Raw genomic sequence first — 17,547 nt, forward strand, 5'->3', positions numbered from 1 at the left:
ATGCGCCTGATCAACCGTCACCCGGAACGCTCCAGTCGCCTGCTGTTGGTGCTGCTGCCCTTCGCCCTGCTGCTGTTCGCCTACTTCGTGGGCTCGGCCGAGCGCCTGGCAGACAACCCCAACGACAAGCTGCTGCCCAGCGCCGCACAAATGGGCGACGCGGTGAAACGCCTGGCCTTCAGCGCCGACAGCCGCACGGGTGAATACGTGCTGTGGCAAGACAGCGCCTCCAGCCTGCGCCGCCTGGCGATTGGCCTGGGCATCAGCGCCCTCGCCGGCCTGTGCCTGGGCATTGCCGCCGGCACCTTGCCGCTGTTCGGCGCGCCGTTGTCGCCATTGCTCACGGTGCTGTCGATGGTGCCGCCGCTGGCGATCCTGCCGATCCTGTTCATCGTGTTCGGGCTGGGGGAATTGTCGAAAGTGATGTTGATCGTGATCGGCATCACCCCGGCCCTGGCGCGGGACCTGGAGCAGCGCGCACGGGAAATTCCCGTGGAGTTGCTGGTGAAAGCGCAGACCCTCGGCGCCTCGACCTGGACCCTGATGCTGCGGGTGGTGCTGCCGCAGTTGCTGCCGCGCTTGCTGATCTCCCTGCGCTTGATGCTGGGCTCGGCGTGGCTGTTCCTGATCGCGGCCGAAGCCATCGCCTCCACCGACGGTTTGGGCTACCGGATCTTCCTGGTGCGCCGCTACCTGGCGATGGACGTGATCCTGCCCTACGTGGTGTGGATCACCCTGCTCGCCTGGCTGATGGACTGGGGCCTCAAGGCCCTGACCCGGCGCGCGTTCCCCTGGTACGAAGGAGCGCGGGCATGAGTTTTATCAGCGTCAACAATGTGTGGCAGCGCTATGGCGACCAGGTGGTGTTGGAGCGCCTGAACCTGCACGTGGCCGAAGGTGAGTTCTGCACCTTGGTCGGCACTTCCGGTTGCGGCAAATCGACCTTCCTGCGCCTGCTGCTGGGCCAGGAAACCGCCAGCCACGGCGAGATCCTGCTGGACGGTAAACCCCTGGCCGCCGAACCCGACGCCAGCCGTGGCGTGGTGTTCCAGCGCTACTCGGTGTTCCCGCACCTGACGGTGCTGAACAACGTTGCGCTGGGCCTCGAACTGCCGCGCTCACCGCTGCTCGGCCGCCTGTTCGGCAGCGCGAAAAAACAGGCACGGGAACAGGCCGCAGCCCTGCTGCATAAAGTCGGTTTGGGCCACGCCCTGGACAAGTACCCGGCGCAGCTTTCCGGCGGTATGCAGCAGCGGCTGGCCATCGCCCAGGCGCTGATCATGAAGCCCCGCGTGTTGCTGCTGGACGAACCCTTCGGCGCCCTCGACCCGGGCATTCGCAAAGACATGCACCTGCTCTTGCTGGAACTGTGGCGCGAAACCAGGCTGACGGTGTTCATGGTCACCCACGACCTGAGCGAAGGCTTCAGCCTCGGCACCCGCTTGCTGGTGTTCGACAAGGTGCGCCTCGACCCGCACGCCCCCGGCGCTTACGGCGCCCGCATTACCTACGACATCCCTTTGAACAGCGAGCGCCGCAAGGCGATCGCCGCCGAACTTGGAGCCACGTCCAAATGACCGACTCAACTCAATTGTTCCCACCCTTCGCCGAGGAAATGCTCCCCGGCGGCGGCCACCGTTCCTTCGTGCTCAAGCGCGGCCAACTGCTGCGCCTCACCGACCTTCGCGGCGGCGCCAACGTCAGCCTGACCCTGCTCAACGCCAACGAAAAAACCGAGCGCCTGAACCTGCCCGACAGCCTCAAATGCCAACACACCGCCAAGCTCACCAGCGGCCATTGCCTGTACTCGGACATGGGCCGCGTGCTGGCCGCCATCACCGCCGACACCTGCGGCTGGAGCGACAGCATCGGCGGCGTGCTATGCGCCTCCGAGGCAGCGGAAAAATACGGCAACGGCCGCTATCAAGAGTTGCGCAACGGCTTCTACCGCAACGGCACCGACAACCTGCTGGTGGAATTGGGCAAGTGGGGCCTGGGGCTTTCCGACCTGCTGATGACCCTCAACCTGTTCAGCAAAGTCACGGTGGATGACGCCGGCAGCCTGCATTTTGTGGCCGGTCATTCCAAGGCCGGCGACTACATCGAACTCTACGCACCGATGGACACGCTGGTGGTGCTCACCGCCCTGCAGCATCCCATGGACCCGAACCCCGAATACGCGCCGCAGCCGCTGAAACTCAGCTGGATGAACGCCGACAAAAGCGTCGCCGAACACTGCCGCACCTCGCGCCCGGAAAACGAGCGCGGCTTTATCAACACTGACCGTCTGTTCGCCTGAGGACCTGCCATGTCTATCGCACTCGCCAAACAACCGGACGCGGCCGTGTACCGCGCGACCATTCCCGCCGGCGAACCCTGGCTGATGGAAGTGAAGGCCGGCCAGACCCTGCGCATCCTCGACCTTGAGGGCAACCAGGCGGTCGACACGCTGTTCTACAGCCTGAAAAACCCCAAGGAACGCTACGACGTACAGCGCACGTTGCGCCGGCAAAACCGCGTGTACCTCAGCACCGGCAGCGTGCTGTATTCCAACCTCGGCCAGCCGATGCTGACCCTCATCGACGACACCTGCGGGCGCCACGACACCCTCGGCGGCGCCTGCGCCCAGGAGAGCAACACCGTGCGCTACGCCCTGGAAAAACGCTACATGCACAGCTGCCGTGACAACTACCTGCGGGCCTGCGCCCACGATGGACGCCTGGGCAAAAGTGACATCGGGCCGAACATCAATTTCTTCATGAATGTGCCGGTGACGGCCGATGGCGGGCTGACGTTCGAGGACGGTATTTCCGCCCCCGGCAAGTACGTCGACCTGCGGGCCGAGATGGACGTGATCGTGCTGATCTCCAACTGCCCGCAACTGAACAACCCGTGCAACGGCTACAACCCAACCCCTGCGGAGTTACTGGTATGGAACTGAAAATGAAGCGGTTACGTCAGTGGTTGTTCGCCCTGTGCCAGGCCCGAGCCGGGCAGTGCCTCCAAAAACGCTGAAGATCAACTGTGGAAGATGACCTGTGGGAGCTGGCTTGCCTGCGATAGCGGTGGATCAGCCAACATATGGGGTGACTGACCCACCGCCATCGCGGGCAAGCCCGGCTCCCACAGTTGATCTCCACTGGTGTTGAAATTTGCGCTCCGGACGACCGCAGCGCCATCCACATTTGCGGGACGGCCCGCATCCCAGGACAAGGCCGAGCACTCATCGGCCTGCGGGGTTTTGCCATGTTCGAAAAACTGTTGATCGCCAACCGTGGCGCCATCGCCTGCCGCATCCTGCGCACCTTGCGCGAGCTGTCGGTCAAGGGCGTGGCGGTGTATTCCGAAGCCGATGCCGCCAGCCTGCATATCCAGCAAGCCGACGAGGCCTACAGCCTGGGCGAAGGCGCGGCGGCCGGGACGTATCTATCGGTAGAAAAAATCCTCGCCACGGCCAAGGCCTGTGGCGCCACCGCGATTCACCCGGGCTACGGCTTTCTCTCGGAAAACGCCGCCTTCGCCGAAGCCTGCGAAACAGCCGGCATCGCCTTCGTCGGCCCGACGCCGGAACAGCTGCGCGTGTTCGGCCTCAAGCACACCGCCCGTGCGTTGGCCAAGCAACACGACATCCCGTTGCTGGAAGGCACCGAGCTGCTCAACAGCCTCGACGCAGCGCTGCTGGCCGGGGAAAGCGTGGGCTATCCGATCATGCTTAAAAGCACCGCCGGCGGTGGCGGCATCGGCATGCGCGTGTGCCACAGCGCCGATGAATTGCGCGACTGTTTCGAGGCAGTCAAACGCCTGGGCCAGAACAATTTCAGCGACGCCGGTGTGTTTATCGAGAAGTACATCCAGCACGCCCGGCATCTGGAAGTGCAGGTGTTTGGGGATGGGTGTGGCGAGGTGATCGCCCTCGGCGTGCGCGACTGTTCGGTGCAGCGGCGCAACCAGAAAGTGCTCGAAGAAACCCCGGCGCCAAACCTGCCCGACGGCATGGCGGATGAGCTTTGCGGTGCCGCCATCACCCTGGCCAAGGCGGTGAATTACCGCAGCGCCGGCACCGTGGAATTTATCTTTGATAGCGCAGATGGCCGCTTCTATTTTCTGGAAGTGAACACCCGGTTGCAGGTGGAGCATGGCGTCACCGAGCAGGTGTGGGGCGTGGACCTGGTGCGCTGGATGGTGCAGTTGGCCGCCGGAGAATTGCCGCCGCTTCGGGAGCTGGCGTTGAAGCCCCACGGCCACGCGATTCAGGCACGCCTGTACGCCGAAGACCCGGGCCGGGATTTTCAGCCGAGCCCCGGGCTTTTGACCTGTGTGGACTTCCCCGCCGCTGAAGGCCTGCGCATCGACACCTGGGTCGAGGCCGGCTGCGAGATTCCGCCCTATTTCGATCCGATGATCGCCAAGCTCATCACCTGGGCGCCGACTCGCGAACAGGCGCGCCTCGACCTGCATCAAGCATTGAGCAACAGCCAGTTGTATGGCGTGGAAACCAACCGGGATTACCTGCGCCAGATTCTGCTGGCCGCACCATTCGCCAGCGGCGATCCGTGGACCCGCTGCCTGGAAGATCTGGTGTACCGCGCTGATACGTTTGAAGTGCTGAGCGCCGGAACGCAAACCAGTGTTCAGGATTATCCGGGGCGCCTCGGTTACTGGGCCGTGGGCGTGCCGCCGTCGGGGCCGATGGACAGCCGCGCCTTGCGCCTGGGCAATCGCCTGTTGGGAAATGCCGAGGGTGCCGCCGCGCTGGAAATCACCATGAGCGGGCCGTTGTTGCGCTTCAATTGTGCGGCGGTGGTGGCGGTGACCGGCGCAGACATTGCGCTGCGGTTGAATGATGACGTGGTGCCGATGAACACCGCATTGTTTATCCCGGCGGGCGCGACCTTGAGCCTGGGCACCATCGCCGGGGCCGGTGCCCGCAGCTACCTGTGCGTGCGCGGCGGGCTGCAGGTTCCGGATTATCTGGGCAGCAAAAGTACCTTCACCCTGGGCCAGTTTGGTGGGCATGGCGGGCGGGCTTTGCGGGCGGGGGATGTGTTGCATTTACGGCCATTGGAGGATGGCGGTTGCGGCAACACCTTTACGCCTGAGCCACTTGCCGACGTGCGCACATTGCGGGTGATCTACGGCCCTCACGGCGCGCCGGAATACTTCAAGCCTGAGTACATCGACACATTCTTTGCCACCCAGTGGGAAGTGCATTTCAACTCCAGCCGCACGGGCGTGCGGCTGATCGGGCCCAAGCCTTTGTGGGCGCGTACCGATGGTGGTGAGGCGGGACTGCACCCATCGAATATCCATGACAATCCCTATGCGATTGGCGCGGTGGATTTCACCGGAGACATGCCGGTCATCCTCGGCCCCGACGGCCCGAGCCTGGGTGGGTTTGTGTGCCCGGTGACGGTGATCGAGGCGGACTTGTGGCAGTTGGGCCAGCTCAAGGCGGGCGACAAAATCCGCTTCACCCCGATCGATCTAACAACCGCCCGCGACCTTGCCCTGAAATGGGATCACTGTAGGAGCAAGCTTGCTCGCGATGCAGGCACCTCGGTACATCCGGAACACCGCATTGATACCATCGCCGGCAAGCCGGGCTCCTACCGTTCACCTGTGGTTCTGGATATCGGCACACAGGACACCCGCCTCGTCGCCCGCCTCGCCGGCGACACCCACTTGCTCCTGGAAATCGGCGCCGCCGAACTCGACCTGGTGCTGCGCTTCCGTGCCCACGCCCTGATGCAAGCCCTCGAAACCCGCGCCCTGCACGGCGTCATCGACCTGACACCCGGCATCCGCTCCCTGCAAATCCACTACCAGCCCGAACAACTGCCCCTCGCCGATCTCCTGGCGATGATCACCACCGAATGGCACACCGTCTGCGCCAGCCACAACCTGCAAGTGCCCTCGCGCATCGTCCACCTGCCACTCTCCTGGGACGACCCGGCCTGCCAACTGGCCATCGAAAAATACATGACCACCGTGCGCAAGGACGCGCCCTGGTGCCCGAGCAACCTGGAGTTCATCCGCCGCATCAACGACCTGGCCAACCTCGACGAAGTGCGCCACACCGTGTTCGATGCCAGCTACCTGGTGATGGGCCTGGGCGACGTCTACCTCGGCGCACCGGTGGCCACGCCGCTGGACCCGCGCCACCGCCTGGTCACCACCAAATACAACCCCGCGCGCACCTGGACCGCTGAAAACTCCGTGGGCATCGGCGGCGCCTACCTGTGCGTCTACGGCATGGAAGGCCCCGGCGGTTATCAGTTCGTCGGGCGCACGTTGCAGATGTGGAACCGCTACCGGGAAGTGGCGGCGTTCGATGGCAAACCGTGGTTGCTGCGCTTCTTCGACCAGATCCGTTTCTACCCGGTCAGCGCTGATAAGCTGGTGCAGATTCGCCGGGATTTCCCCCTGGGGCGATTTGAACTGAGCATCGAACACAGCCAACTCAACCTGACGGACTACCAGGCTTTTCTTACCCGGGAGGCCGAGAGCATCGGCGAGTTTCGCGGCCAACAGCAACGCGCATTCAACGCCGAACGCGAGCGCTGGATCGCCAGCGGCCAGGCGCATTTCGACAGCGAGGAACTCGCCGCGCCACTGGGCGAAGACACGCCATTGCAGGCCAACGAATACAGCATCGACAGCCACATCGCCGGCAATCTCTGGCAGGTTCAGGTGGCCGTCGGCGAACCCGTCGCGGCGGGCGATGTGCTGGTGATCCTGGAGTCGATGAAAATGGAAATCCCGGTGCTCGCGCCGTTCGCCGGCACCGTGCGCGAAATTCCCGTGCAACCGGGCAGCGGCATTGGCGCCGGCCAACGGGTGGTCGTGCTGGAGCGTGATTTGCAATAACGCGGCGGGGCTGTATCGTGCAAGGCACACCGGGTTTCACCGGGACCTTGTCCGATACAGCCTGAACCGACCGATGACCACGCCAACCCTCTGCCCCGCCTGCGGCGCCCGCAACGACTGCGCCCTGGCCGACCCGCGCACCGCCGACCAGGCGTGCTGGTGTTACTCCGTGAGCATCGACCCTGCGGTGCTCGAAGCCTTGGCGCCGGAGCTGCGCAACAAGGCCTGCCTGTGCCCGCGTTGTGCCCAGGTGGACAAGCAACTGCGCGGGGCCGAGCCCACGTAATGCGTGTCGACCGTTTCCTCAGCAACCTGCCCCGTTTCAACCGCAAACAGGTTCGCCTGTTGCTGGTGGAGCGGCGGATTACCGTCGACGGCCAATTCGTGAGCGACCCGCATCACCCGGTCAGCGAGTTCAGCCGCGTGTTGCTGGATGATGAAGTGCTGCAAGCCGGCAAACCTGCACGCTACTTCATGCTGCACAAACCCCAGGGCTGCGTGAGCGCCACCTCAGACCCGCAACACCCTACCGTGCTCGACCTGCTGGATGAACCGGACAAGCACGAGCTGCACATCGCCGGTCGTCTGGATTTCAACACTACCGGCCTGCTGCTGATCACCAACGACGGCCAGTGGTCGCGGCGCCTGACCCAGCCGCAAACCAAATTGCCCAAGGTTTACTACGTCGAGACCGAGCAGGCTATAGGCCCGGAATACGCGGCCACCTTCGCCGCCGGCCTGTACTTCGCCTTCGAAGACCTCACCACCCAACCGGCGGAACTGGAGCTATTGGGCCCCAGAACGGCGCGCCTGAGCATCATTGAAGGGCGTTATCACCAGGTGAAGCGCATGTTCGGGCACTTCGACAACAAAGTGATGCGCCTGCACCGCGAGCGCATGGGCCCGCTGGAATTGGACTCGGCCCTGGCGCCAGGGCAGTACCGGGCGCTGACGGACGCTGAAATCCAACAGGTCTGATGACCGTTCAGCCGATGATGGCAAAAAACCACGCCTGTGACTGGCGAACTGGCATCCCTGATGCTTGAATCAACCCAGCCAGCCGCAATCTGACTGGCGAGTCACCCCTACCTACAAGAAACACTTTGCCCGTCCGCGTGCTTGACCTGCGGGCCTCTCACGGCAAATTGCCCGCCATAACAACACCCGTCGGCCTGCCAGTACCGGACCGACATGGGCCCTCACTTCCAGGCGTATGCCTACCTGTCACAAAGCTCGTGCAGAGTGATCTGCGCGCATTACCCGCTTGCCAGGAGTCTTATGACATGAGGCCAGAAATCGCTGTGCTGGATATACAGGGTCAGTATCGGGTTTACACGGAGTTCTATCGCGCGGACGCAGCCGCCAAGACCATCATCCTGGTCAACGGCTCAATGGCCACCACCGCGTCTTTCGCCCAGACCGTGAAAAGCCTGCACCCGACGTTCAACGTGGTTTTGTACGACCAGCCCTACGCCGGTCGCTCAAAAATCCACAACCGCCACGAGCAGATGCTGACGAAAGAAGTCGAGGGCCAGATCCTTCTGGAACTCATTGACCACTTCGCCGCCGAACACGTGCTGTCCTTTTCCTGGGGTGGCGCCGCGACCCTTGTCGCCCTGTCCCACCGCCCCCGCCGTGTGGAAAAGGCCGTGATCAGCTCATTCTCCCCGGTGATCAACACCCCGATGCGCGACTATTTGGAGCGCGGTGTCGACTACCTCGGCAACCTCGACCGCGACCGCGTGGGCCACCTGGTCAACAGCACCATCGGCAAACACCTGCCGTCGCTGTTCAAGCGCTACAACTACAAACACGTGAGCAGCCTGGCCGAGCATGAGTATGGGCAGATGCACTTTCACATCAGCCACGTGCTGAACAGCGACCGGCTGTGCTACCTCAAGGCGGCGAAGCAGATTGAGATTCCGGTGCTGTTCTTGAACGGCGAATGGGACGAGTACACCAGCGCCCAGGATGCCAAGTTATTTGGGCAACATATTGCGAAAAGCAGCTTTGGGACGATTCAAGCGACCGGGCACTTTTTGGACATGGAGCACAAGGCGGCGTGCCGGGATAGCCGGGAGGCGTTGATGGGCTTTTTGAGGCCGGAGCAGCAACCGAGCCGGTTGCGGTACCACGCGTCGCAGCCACAGCATGCATTTGCCGTATGAGCGGCGGGGTTGTGGGCGGGCTGGATTTCCCAGGGGATCCACCTGCCCACGACCGACCGTTGGCACGTAAAACACAGAATTTTCGAAGAAAAACTTCAAATCCGCGAGCACATCTGGTACAAAGTCAGCCGCTCTGAGCGGGTATAGTTTAGTGGTAGAACGAAAGCTTCCCAAGCTTTAGATGAGGGTTCGATTCCCTCTACCCGCTCCACTCAGATTTAGGCCCTGCGTCAGGCTGGTTGTTGACGGGGGATGTGTAAAAAAACCGGCTCTTGGTGGCCGGTTTTTTTATGGGTGGCGTTAAAGCCCCAATTCCAAGGCCAGCAAGTCCGACAGCGGTTGCGGGCGTCGAATCAATTTGGCGTGCCCTTGCTCGATCAGTACCTCCGGCAACAGCGGGCGGCTGTTGTAATTGGATGACATGGCGGCGCCATAAGCCCCGGTGTCGTGAATCACCAACCAATCGCCAACCTGCGCTTGCGGCAACATGCGCGGCGTGATGCCCTGTTCATCCTGGGTGAAAATATCACCGGCCTCGCACAACGGGCCGCCCACTGCGCACAGGTGCTCCGGCCGGCTGACCGGCACACCGTGGGCATCCAGTAAAGTCATGTGGTGATAGGCACCATAGAGCGCAGGCCGCATCAGGTCATTGAAGCCGGCATCCACCAGGATGAAGTTCCTGCTACCCACTTTTTTTACCGCCCGAACTTCGGTGACCAGATAGCCCGACTCCGCGACCAGGAAGCGGCCAGGCTCGATCTCCATGCGTACCGGATGACCGAGCCAGCCTTCAATCTCCTGTTTGGCCTGGCGCCAGGTGCTCGCATAACGCTGGATATCCACCGGTTCATCTTCCGCACGATAAGGCGTGGCAAGCCCCCCGCCGATGGAAAACGCCTCGATATCGTGGTCCAGTGCCTTCACCACCGAGACCATCGCACAGCCCACTTGCTGAAGGTGTGCGTAGTCCACACCGGAACCGATATGCATGTGCACGCCCACCAGCGTCAGGCCGAATTGCCGGATCACGTTGAGCGCGTCCTGGACCTGCTCGTGCCAGATCCCGTGCTTGCTGTTTTCGCCACCGGTGTTGGTCTTGCGGCTGTGACCGTGACCAAACCCCGGATTGATCCGCAGCCAAACGCGGTGGCCGGGCGACCGCTGACCCAGTTGGCGCAGCATATCAATCGAGCCGGTGTTCACTTCCACTTGCAGTTCCACGACACGGTGCAATGTCGCTTCATCGAATAGATCACAGGTAAAAACAATGCCGGCCGGGTCACCGCCAGGGCTGAATCCAGCCAGCAGTGCCCGCTCGATTTCCCCAGCGACACCGCATCGATTCGTACGCCTTGTTCGCGAATCAACCGAAGAATATGCAGGTTGGAGCAGGCTTTCTGCGCGTATCGAACCCCATCAAAACCCTGCAATTGATTGATGCGAGACCTGATGGTCTCGGCCTCATAACACCAGAGCGGGGTACCGTGCTGTCTTGCAGAATCGGCCAACGACTGGAAAACGGAGGTGTTGGGCATGGCGTTTTTCTTTCTGAAATAGGGAGAGAAACCAGCATGCCCGGCGCTTTACATTCAATAAAATACCTATTCTTTGCCACGCGATTCAGTTTTGATATGGACCTGGTTAATTGGGTAGAGGTCAGGGATGGAAGTCTCCATACGGCAGATCGAGGTGTTCCGGGCCATCATGCAGGCCGGCAGCGTCACGGGAGCGGCGCAGTTGCTATTTACTTCCCAACCGACGGTCAGCCGGGAGCTGGCGCGACTGGAAAAGCTTTCTGGTTTGCGACTCTTTGATCGCACAGGAGGGCGGCTGGTACCGACGGCCCAGGCGATCATGCTGTTCGAAGAGGTCGAGCGCTCCTACATCGGCCTGGAACGAATCAACAGCGTTGCACAGTCAATTCGTCGCTTTGAACATGGCCAACTGAGCGTTACCTGCCTTCCGCTGTTTTCCCAGACGCTCCTGCCCAAGGTCTTTAAGCGCTTTCAGCAGCAGCATGTCGGCATAGCCTTGAGCATCGCGGCACAGGAAACGCCCCTGCTGGAAGAATCACTCAGCGCCCAGCGATACGACCTCGGATTGACCGAAGGCGAACATGCGCCTCAGGGCACACAGGGGAAACTACTTTTTTGTTCCGACATGGTGTGCGTACTGCCGGACGGTGATCCTATGTTGGCTAAACCGTTGCTGACACTGGAAGACTTTCAGGGGGTCCATTTCATCAACCTGTCGGGCCTGGATATCTATCGTCAAACCCTCGATGAGCTCTTCCGCCGGGCGGGCGTCGACCGGCATATTGTGGTTGAAACAACCAACGCTGCGTCGGTGTGCGCCATGGTCAGGCAACAACTGGGAGTGGCAATTATCAACCCGTTGACTGCGCTGGCGGAGGCCGGTGACGGGCTGGCCATTCGGCCGATCAGCGTATCGATTCCGTATCGAGTCATGTTGATCAGGCCCGATTATCGACCGTCCTCTCTCTTCGTCGACGCGTTCTGTGACGCGCTGATTGAAGAGGCGGCGAGTCTCGCAGACCGTTTGGATTTGAGGCGGGAACGTTCCAGCTAACAGACATTTGGCTTCCTTCCCCTTGGTATGGGCGGCCTGGGAAGGCAAGCCTGTTACAGAATGCCTAGGCGACTGAGTCCACGCGGTCTTGTGCCGCCTCCACCAGCATCAGGCCCAACTCAATGGTTTGCTGAATCGCCAAGGCCAGACAGCGATGCTCGTCTGGCAGGTTATCTGCAAATTCGTTGGTCATGGCGCCAGCACCGGCAATGGTTTCGTAGGCGTTGGCGAGCAATGCATCGGTGCCGATTTCGGGACGTACGCTGAATATTTTTATGGGTGAATTATACGAGTCAGTACACATCTGTTGATCCTCAAGAAGGACCACCACCCAGTACTACAGAAATAGGGTGGCAGCTGTACGCAGGTTAGTAGACCGGGAAGTTTCAGAACCGGCGCGCCCGAAGACGCCCTGCGCACAGCTACCATTAAGCACAGGCAATGAGATGCCTGACCGATTGGACAGCAGTACGCCAAAACTTCACAGGGCTACTAAACCCGACCGCTGATGGGCAGCGGCTGACGAACCTTAAAGAGGTCGCCCAAGGCGTACAACCGGGACGATTCTGATGGTTGTGTAGGCAATGGAGCAAGATTCAAATATTCAGACTATTCCGCGCTTCAGCCTTCAATTCCCTCCAACTGCGCAAGATCCACCAGTAGCCCCGGTCCCACCGGTTCCCATCCCAACGTCGCGCGCGTAATCGCGCTGGACGCTGGCATATCGTGAGCGGTAAACATCGACAACCACCCAAAAAAACCTTGAGCCTCTCCAGCAGCAATGGATTTAACCGGCAACCCTAGCCGCGTCCCCAACACCTCGGCTATCTCCCGCTGCGACACACCCTCCTCCGCCACCGCGTGATACCTCGCGCCCGGCTCAGCCTTTTCAATCGCCAGCCTGTAGAGCCGCGCCACATCCAGAATATGTGCCGCCGGCCAACGGTTTTTCCCGTCGGCGATGTAAGCGCAAACGCCCTTCTCGCGATACAACTCGATCACCGGGCTGACCAGCCCCTGCCTGAAGGTGTCGTGTACTTGAGGCAAACGCATTACCGATACATTCACACCCGTCGCGGCTACAGCGTTGGCCGCTTCTTCCGACGCTGCACGGGGAATCTGCGCGGAGGTCACCACCGCGCCATCCTCCGTCGCCAACTGGCCCGGCACGGTGCTCGCGATCCCGACGCCGGAGGTGATGATCAGCGGTCGATCCGACCCGGCAAGTGCCTCTCCCAGCGCCTGGATAACCCGGCGGTCATCCTCGCAGTTCGCGACGAATGTCGAGAAGTCATGATTGAACGCCAGGTGAATCACGCCGTCCGCTTGGGCGGCCCCGGCCTTCAGGCTTTCAAGGTCCTCAAGCGACCCACGGTGCACCTGGGCACCGGCCGCCTCCAGCGCTGCCACCTTGTCATCCGAGCGGCACAACCCCAGTACTTCATGGCCCGCCGAGATCAGCTCCTTGACGACAGCCGACCCGATAAATCCGCTGGCACCCGTGATAAATATGCGCATGAATCGTATCTCCGTGTGTATTCAGAGACTAATCTGTGCGCTTGCCCTATACGGGTAAAGTAGTGAAGTTATCAGGGTATAGAGGCTAACAGGCTATGAGCGCAAACCCGCTGGGCAGCTATCTGAAAGACCGTCGCACACGGCTCGACCCGGGGGCGTTCGGCTTCTCTTCGGCACGACGGCGTACGCCAGGTTTGCGCCGCGAAGAGGTGGCCCAACGCGCGAACATCAGCCCCACCTGGTACACCTGGCTCGAACAAGGCCGTGGCGGCGCGCCTTCGGTGGAAGTGCTGGAACGGATTGCCCATGCGCTGATGTTGACCGATATCGAACGCGAGCATCTGTTCCTGCTGGCCTTCGGACGCCCACCCGAAGTTCGCTATCAGCAGAACGAAACGGTGACGCCACGCCTGCAACGGGTGCTGGATGCCTTGAACCCCAGCGCCGCGATCCTGCGTACGGCGACGTGGGATGTGGTGGCCTGGAACCAGGCGGCGACGGTGATGTTGATGGACTACGGATCCCAGGCGCCGGAACAGCGAAATATCCTGCGTTTCATGTTCCTGGATCCCAATTCCCGCGCGGCCCAATACGACTGGGAAAGCGTGGCGCGGTTTGTGTTGGGCGCCTTCCGGATTGATACGGCGCGCTCAGGCGCCGCTGAGCAGGTGCAGCCGATGGTCGATGAACTGTGTCGGCGTAGTCCTGAGTTTAAAGCGATGTGGAGCGAGAACAACGTTCAGGGCGCCCATGGTGATGGCGTCAAGCGGATACGCCATTCGGTGTTGGGGCCGATTGAATTTGAGTATTCGGTGTTTGCGGTCGATGGGCGCAAGGACCTGAATATGGTGGTGTACAACCCGGCGACGCCGGAGGATGCGCAGCGGATCGCATCGCTGATGAGATAGGTTTTCGGTTGGGTCAGCTGGCATCAATGGTTGCAGTGCGGCCCCCATCGCAGCCTCGCTAAAGCTCGACAGCTCCCACAAGGAACTGAATTCACCATCCGAAAAGACGGCTATCTCTCGAACCTCACTCCCCGCTGCACCACCCACGCCAACGGCAAGGTCAGCAACAACATCCCCGCCAACACCATCACCGCCACCGGTACGCCCATCGAGTCCCCCAGCCCGCCAAACAGCACCGGCGCCAGCGCGCCACCACCGATGGTCCCGGTGTAGAACACGGCAAACGCCTGTTCCCGTTTCCCTGCGCCCGCCAGGTCCGGCACCGCGCCGTACAGCACCGAAGACGTGCCGTTCAACGCGAGTCCCAACACCGGCAACATCACCATCAAACCGGTCAACGGCAGGTACACCGCCGCGACGATCAACAGCGCCGTGCTGGTCTCCGTCAGCCACACGGTTTTCATCATGCCGATGCGTGCGCCGAGGTAGCCGCAGAGCAATTTGCCGAAGGCGCCACCGATAAACAGCATGGTCAGCGCCAGCCCGATTCCCGCAGTGCCGGCGCCTTTGGCTTGCAGCAGAAAGGGCAAAAACGTGAGAAACCCCATGCGCACCGCACTGTCGAGCGTGCCCGTGACGATCAGTGCACGCAGGCCGCTGACGGAGCCGCTTCCTACCAGTGTCTTGGCGTTTTTCCCGGAAGTGGACGCCGCGGCCTGCGTGGGGATCAGCCACCACAGCAACCCCGCCGCGGCCAACCCCAGCAGGCCCAAAAGCGTAACGCTCGCACGCCAGCTGATGACCGTCAGCAACAGCCCCACCAGCCCGGGAACCAGGGTTTTGCCGATGTCCCCGGAGAAGTTGTATTGAGACAGCGCCTCCTTGACCCCACCACCGCCCTCATAGGTGTCGGTGATCATTGAGGACGCCAGCGGATGCTGAGTACTTGCGCCCAGCCCGCCCAACAGCAGCGCCAGTAACAACATGCCCAACCCGGTCGCCTGCCCCGCCAACAGGTAGGCAACACCGGCAAGCGCGGTCCCGCCCACCAGCATCGGCGTGCGCCCCCAGCGTTTGGCGGCGCGGCTGGCCATCAGCTGGAACACCGCCATCATCCCGGAATAGGCACCGCGCAGCAGGCCGATCTGGGCGTAGGTCATGCCGAACTGCGCTTGCCAGATCGGCAGCAGCACGTAGATCACATCGGTCAGGCCATCGTGAATCGCGTGGGCGCTGCAGCCTGCGATCAACGAGCGGCGACGGGCGGAAGTCTCGGGTACGGGCAAGGCAACGGCGTCGTTCATGAGGTCTTGCTCAGTTCAGGTTGGAGGGGCTTCCAGCCCGCCAGGGCGATCAGCAGCGACAGTAGCTGGAAACCAATGATCAGCGCCACACAGCCCACCCAACCCCAACGCCCCCAAATCAGCGCCGGGACGATGGCACCGAAGCTGCCGCCCAGGTAATAGCAGGTGAGGTACAGGCCTACGGCACCGGCTTTGTTGTGGCGGGCGGTGGCGGTGGTGAAGGCGCTGGCAGCGGCCTGGGCAAGGAATACACCGGTGGAGCTGAGGGCCAGGCCCAGTACGATGCACCACAAGGATGGCAGTAAGGTCAGCGCCGAGCCGCATACACCAAGCGCCGCGGCGGCGGTCAGCAGTTCGGATTGCGGGCGGGATTTGCTCAGGCGACCGGCGACGGGGATCACTACCAACGCCAGCAGGAACACCATGTAAATGGTACCTAGCGCCGCCGGGCCAAGGTCAAAGGGCGCTTGGCTGAGGTACAGGCCGGCGTAGGTAAACGTCGCCACTTGGGAGAACAGTACGCAAAATCCTACGGCATAGGCAGCCAACAACGGAGTGCCGAGCACATCGCTCCAGGTGGTTGAAGGTCGCGCCACACGGGGAGGATTGTCCGGCAGCAAAAACTGGATAAACCCGCCCACCATCAGGCTCAGCACCGCCAGCAACTCAAAGGCTTCACGCCAGCCGACGTACTCGGTCATCACGCCAGTGACGAAGCGTCCGGCAAAACCACCGAGCACGGTGCCGGCCACGTAGAGGCTGGTGACTTCGGTCACGGTGCCGCCACGCCAGCGATCACCGATGTAGGCCACGCTGGTGGCAAACACCACGGGAATGAGCATGCCTTCGATAAAGCGCCACACCAGCAGTTCGGCAAAGCTGGTGGCATAGGCGGTCATCAGCGCCGGCACGGCCAGCAACAGCGCGGCCACCGAGATCACCGTGCGCTGCTCAAAACGCCCGGTCAGGCGGCTGACAAAGGGTGCGGTCAGCGCCACCGCCAAGGTGGTAACGGTAATGCTCCAGCCCGCCGCCCTGGCGCTCACCTGAAAGCTGGTGGCGAAGGTCTGCAAAATGCTCTGGGTGGCGTAGAGGTTGAGGAACGCCGCGCAGCCACACAGGAACAGGGCAAGACGGGCACAATGCAGGCGCGGTTTCATGAAACCTCTCGTTTTATTATCAGAGGCCTTTATAGAATGACCCGCACACCCGAGACCAATACCGATTTCGGACCGATCAATACCCTGGGGCCAGGATGCTCGACCTACGCAAGCTGCGCTACTTTCTGACCGTCGCCGAAGAATTGCACTTCGGCCGCGCCGCCCTGCGCCTGCACCTGGCCCAGCCGCCGTTAACCCGGCAGATTTCCGCGCTGGAGGCCGAACTGGGGTTTCGCCTGTTCGACCGCACCAGTCGCACGGTTTCGCTCACCGCCCAGGGTCGTTCGTTCCTGCCCTACGCCCGTGCAGTGTTGGAGCAGGTCGACCTCGCCGAAGTCATCGCCGGCAAACTTGCCGCAGGTGCCGCCGGGCAGCTGGCGCTGGGTTACGTCAGTTCGATCGCCCTGTCGGATTTGTTCAGCCAGGCGATTCAAGCCTTCGCCCAACGCTTTCCCGATGTGCAATTGACGCTGGTGGAGTGCGCCTCCGGCAGCCTCGGCGCGCAGGTGGCTGATGGCCGCCTGGATATCGGCCTGAGTCGCTTGCTGCCCCAGGACGGGCAGACAGAGGTGCGGGCGTTGTCGTTGGGTGAAGAGCGGCTGGTGGCGGCGGTGTCCAGCGACAGCCCGCTGGCCAGCCAGCCCGAGGTCAGCCTGGCGCAGTTGAGTGCGTACCCGCTGATTCTGTTCCCCGCCGATTACGGCTCGGGGCTTAACCAATCCATTGAGCAGCTTTACCGGCGTAATGGGTTGCCATTGCGTGCCGGGCCATCGGGGCGGCAAATCACATCGATCATTGCACTGGTGGCGGCGGGGCAAGGTGTGGCGCTGGTGCCGGCGTGCACCCAGAGTTTGATGAACAAGGGCGTGACCTATCGGCCGTTGGTGGATCTGGATGCGTATGCGCAGTTGCTTGTGCTTACGCGTACTGATGGGCGCAGCTTGATGGTCACGGCATTCCTGACAGTGATTGATGAGTTGTTGCAGGCTCGCCCGCAACTCTGAACATCCAGCCGAAAAACCTCGCAATA

General features: G+C 62.0%; 15 protein-coding genes, 1 tRNA gene and 1 pseudogene. 12 read left to right on the top strand and 5 right to left on the bottom strand.

Features of this window, described 5'->3' with window-relative positions; genetic code table 11:
* The 9 genes from JFV30_RS00295 to JFV30_RS00335 all read left to right on the top strand — a co-directional run bounded on the left by JFV30_RS00295 (position 1) and on the right by JFV30_RS00335 (position 9,246).
* Positions 1-816, top strand: coding sequence for an ABC transporter permease (locus tag JFV30_RS00295; protein ID WP_010176603.1), 816 nt, complete (start codon positions 1-3; stop codon positions 814-816).
* Positions 813-1,577, top strand: coding sequence for an ABC transporter ATP-binding protein (locus tag JFV30_RS00300; protein WP_010176604.1), 765 nt, complete (start codon positions 813-815; stop codon positions 1,575-1,577). The genes JFV30_RS00295 and JFV30_RS00300 overlap by 4 nt, the downstream gene beginning before the upstream one ends.
* Positions 1,574-2,299 (top strand): urea amidolyase associated protein UAAP1, encoded by a 726-nt coding sequence (locus tag JFV30_RS00305; RefSeq protein ID WP_201121481.1) that lies wholly within the window; start codon positions 1,574-1,576, stop codon positions 2,297-2,299. The genes JFV30_RS00300 and JFV30_RS00305 overlap by 4 nt, the downstream gene beginning before the upstream one ends.
* 9 nt (positions 2,300-2,308) lie before the next feature.
* A complete protein-coding gene (locus JFV30_RS00310) occupies positions 2,309-2,941 on the top strand; it encodes an urea amidolyase associated protein UAAP2 (protein WP_010176606.1) in 633 nt (210 codons plus the stop codon).
* Positions 2,942-3,246: 305 nt separating this feature from the next.
* Positions 3,247-6,867 (top strand): urea carboxylase, encoded by a 3,621-nt coding sequence (uca, locus tag JFV30_RS00315; RefSeq protein ID WP_201121482.1) that lies wholly within the window; start codon positions 3,247-3,249, stop codon positions 6,865-6,867.
* A gap of 73 nt (positions 6,868-6,940) precedes the next feature.
* Positions 6,941-7,153: a cysteine-rich CWC family protein gene (locus JFV30_RS00320; protein WP_201121483.1), complete on the top strand. Its 213-nt coding sequence runs from the start codon at positions 6,941-6,943 to the stop codon at positions 7,151-7,153.
* Positions 7,153-7,845 carry a pseudouridine synthase gene (locus tag JFV30_RS00325; RefSeq protein WP_201121484.1) on the top strand — a complete coding sequence of 231 codons (693 nt, stop codon included), beginning with the start codon at positions 7,153-7,155 and terminating at the stop codon, positions 7,843-7,845. Before JFV30_RS00320 ends, JFV30_RS00325 begins: the two co-directional genes overlap by 1 nt.
* Before the next feature lie 305 nt (positions 7,846-8,150).
* Entirely contained in the window at positions 8,151-9,035 is an 885-nt protein-coding gene (locus JFV30_RS00330; RefSeq protein ID WP_010176610.1) for an alpha/beta fold hydrolase, read from the top strand.
* Positions 9,036-9,172: 137 nt separating this feature from the next.
* Positions 9,173-9,246: transfer RNA gene (locus tag JFV30_RS00335), tRNA-Gly, on the top strand.
* A gap of 89 nt (positions 9,247-9,335) precedes the next feature.
* Here JFV30_RS00335 and lysA read toward each other — a convergent pair.
* Positions 9,336-10,573: pseudogene (gene lysA, locus JFV30_RS00340) on the bottom strand (diaminopimelate decarboxylase).
* A gap of 127 nt (positions 10,574-10,700) precedes the next feature.
* On the opposite strand from lysA, the gene JFV30_RS00345 reads away from it, so the two are divergent.
* The gene (locus tag JFV30_RS00345) at positions 10,701-11,627 is read left to right on the top strand and encodes a LysR family transcriptional regulator (protein ID WP_201121485.1); all 927 of its coding nucleotides are present in this window, start codon (positions 10,701-10,703) and stop codon (positions 11,625-11,627) included.
* A gap of 64 nt (positions 11,628-11,691) precedes the next feature.
* On the opposite strand, the gene JFV30_RS00350 is transcribed toward JFV30_RS00345, so the two are convergent.
* Both JFV30_RS00350 and JFV30_RS00355 read right to left on the bottom strand, forming a co-directional pair.
* Positions 11,692-11,931, bottom strand: a complete 240-nt coding sequence (locus JFV30_RS00350) for a DUF6124 family protein (RefSeq protein WP_201121486.1) — start codon at positions 11,929-11,931, stop codon at positions 11,692-11,694.
* Positions 11,932-12,248: 317 nt separating this feature from the next.
* A complete protein-coding gene (locus JFV30_RS00355) occupies positions 12,249-13,145 on the bottom strand; it encodes an SDR family oxidoreductase (protein WP_201121487.1) in 897 nt (298 codons plus the stop codon).
* Between the two features lie 95 nt (positions 13,146-13,240).
* On the opposite strand from JFV30_RS00355, the gene JFV30_RS00360 reads away from it, so the two are divergent.
* The gene (locus JFV30_RS00360) at positions 13,241-14,053 is read left to right on the top strand and encodes a helix-turn-helix transcriptional regulator (RefSeq protein ID WP_201121488.1); all 813 of its coding nucleotides are present in this window, start codon (positions 13,241-13,243) and stop codon (positions 14,051-14,053) included.
* 110 nt (positions 14,054-14,163) lie between these two features.
* Here JFV30_RS00360 and JFV30_RS00365 read toward each other — a convergent pair whose 3' ends face one another.
* Entirely contained in the window at positions 14,164-15,357 is a 1,194-nt protein-coding gene (locus tag JFV30_RS00365; RefSeq protein WP_201121489.1) for an MFS transporter, read from the bottom strand.
* Entirely contained in the window at positions 15,354-16,517 is a 1,164-nt protein-coding gene (locus tag JFV30_RS00370) for an MFS transporter (RefSeq protein WP_201121490.1), read from the bottom strand. Before JFV30_RS00370 ends, JFV30_RS00365 begins: the two co-directional genes overlap by 4 nt.
* A 95-nt stretch (positions 16,518-16,612) precedes the next feature.
* Between JFV30_RS00370 and JFV30_RS00375 the strand changes: the two genes are divergently transcribed.
* Positions 16,613-17,521 carry a LysR family transcriptional regulator gene (locus JFV30_RS00375; RefSeq protein ID WP_201121491.1) on the top strand — a complete coding sequence of 303 codons (909 nt, stop codon included), beginning with the start codon at positions 16,613-16,615 and terminating at the stop codon, positions 17,519-17,521.
* Positions 17,522-17,547: the final 26 nt, after the last annotated feature.

Source organism: Pseudomonas sp. TH32 (assembly GCF_016650855.1).
Taxonomy (GTDB): Bacteria; Pseudomonadota; Gammaproteobacteria; order Pseudomonadales; family Pseudomonadaceae; genus Aquipseudomonas.

Coding starts and splice junctions, on each gene's coding strand:
- JFV30_RS00375 (WP_201121491.1), top strand. CDS start 16,613: ATGCTCGACCTACGCAAGCTGCGCTACTTTCTGACCGTCGCCGAAGAA.
- JFV30_RS00300 (WP_010176604.1), top strand. CDS start 813: ATGAGTTTTATCAGCGTCAACAATGTGTGGCAGCGCTATGGCGACCAG.
- JFV30_RS00365 (WP_201121489.1), bottom strand. CDS start 15,357: ATGAACGACGCCGTTGCCTTGCCCGTACCCGAGACTTCCGCCCGTCGC.
- JFV30_RS00330 (WP_010176610.1), top strand. CDS start 8,151: ATGAGGCCAGAAATCGCTGTGCTGGATATACAGGGTCAGTATCGGGTT.
- JFV30_RS00355 (WP_201121487.1), bottom strand. CDS start 13,145: ATGCGCATATTTATCACGGGTGCCAGCGGATTTATCGGGTCGGCTGTC.
- JFV30_RS00370 (WP_201121490.1), bottom strand. CDS start 16,517: ATGAAACCGCGCCTGCATTGTGCCCGTCTTGCCCTGTTCCTGTGTGGC.
- JFV30_RS00295 (WP_010176603.1), top strand. CDS start 1: ATGCGCCTGATCAACCGTCACCCGGAACGCTCCAGTCGCCTGCTGTTG.
- JFV30_RS00305 (WP_201121481.1), top strand. CDS start 1,574: ATGACCGACTCAACTCAATTGTTCCCACCCTTCGCCGAGGAAATGCTC.
- JFV30_RS00320 (WP_201121483.1), top strand. CDS start 6,941: ATGACCACGCCAACCCTCTGCCCCGCCTGCGGCGCCCGCAACGACTGC.
- JFV30_RS00325 (WP_201121484.1), top strand. CDS start 7,153: ATGCGTGTCGACCGTTTCCTCAGCAACCTGCCCCGTTTCAACCGCAAA.
- JFV30_RS00345 (WP_201121485.1), top strand. CDS start 10,701: ATGGAAGTCTCCATACGGCAGATCGAGGTGTTCCGGGCCATCATGCAG.
- JFV30_RS00360 (WP_201121488.1), top strand. CDS start 13,241: ATGAGCGCAAACCCGCTGGGCAGCTATCTGAAAGACCGTCGCACACGG.
- JFV30_RS00350 (WP_201121486.1), bottom strand. CDS start 11,931: ATGTGTACTGACTCGTATAATTCACCCATAAAAATATTCAGCGTACGT.
- uca (WP_201121482.1), top strand. CDS start 3,247: ATGTTCGAAAAACTGTTGATCGCCAACCGTGGCGCCATCGCCTGCCGC.
- JFV30_RS00310 (WP_010176606.1), top strand. CDS start 2,309: ATGTCTATCGCACTCGCCAAACAACCGGACGCGGCCGTGTACCGCGCG.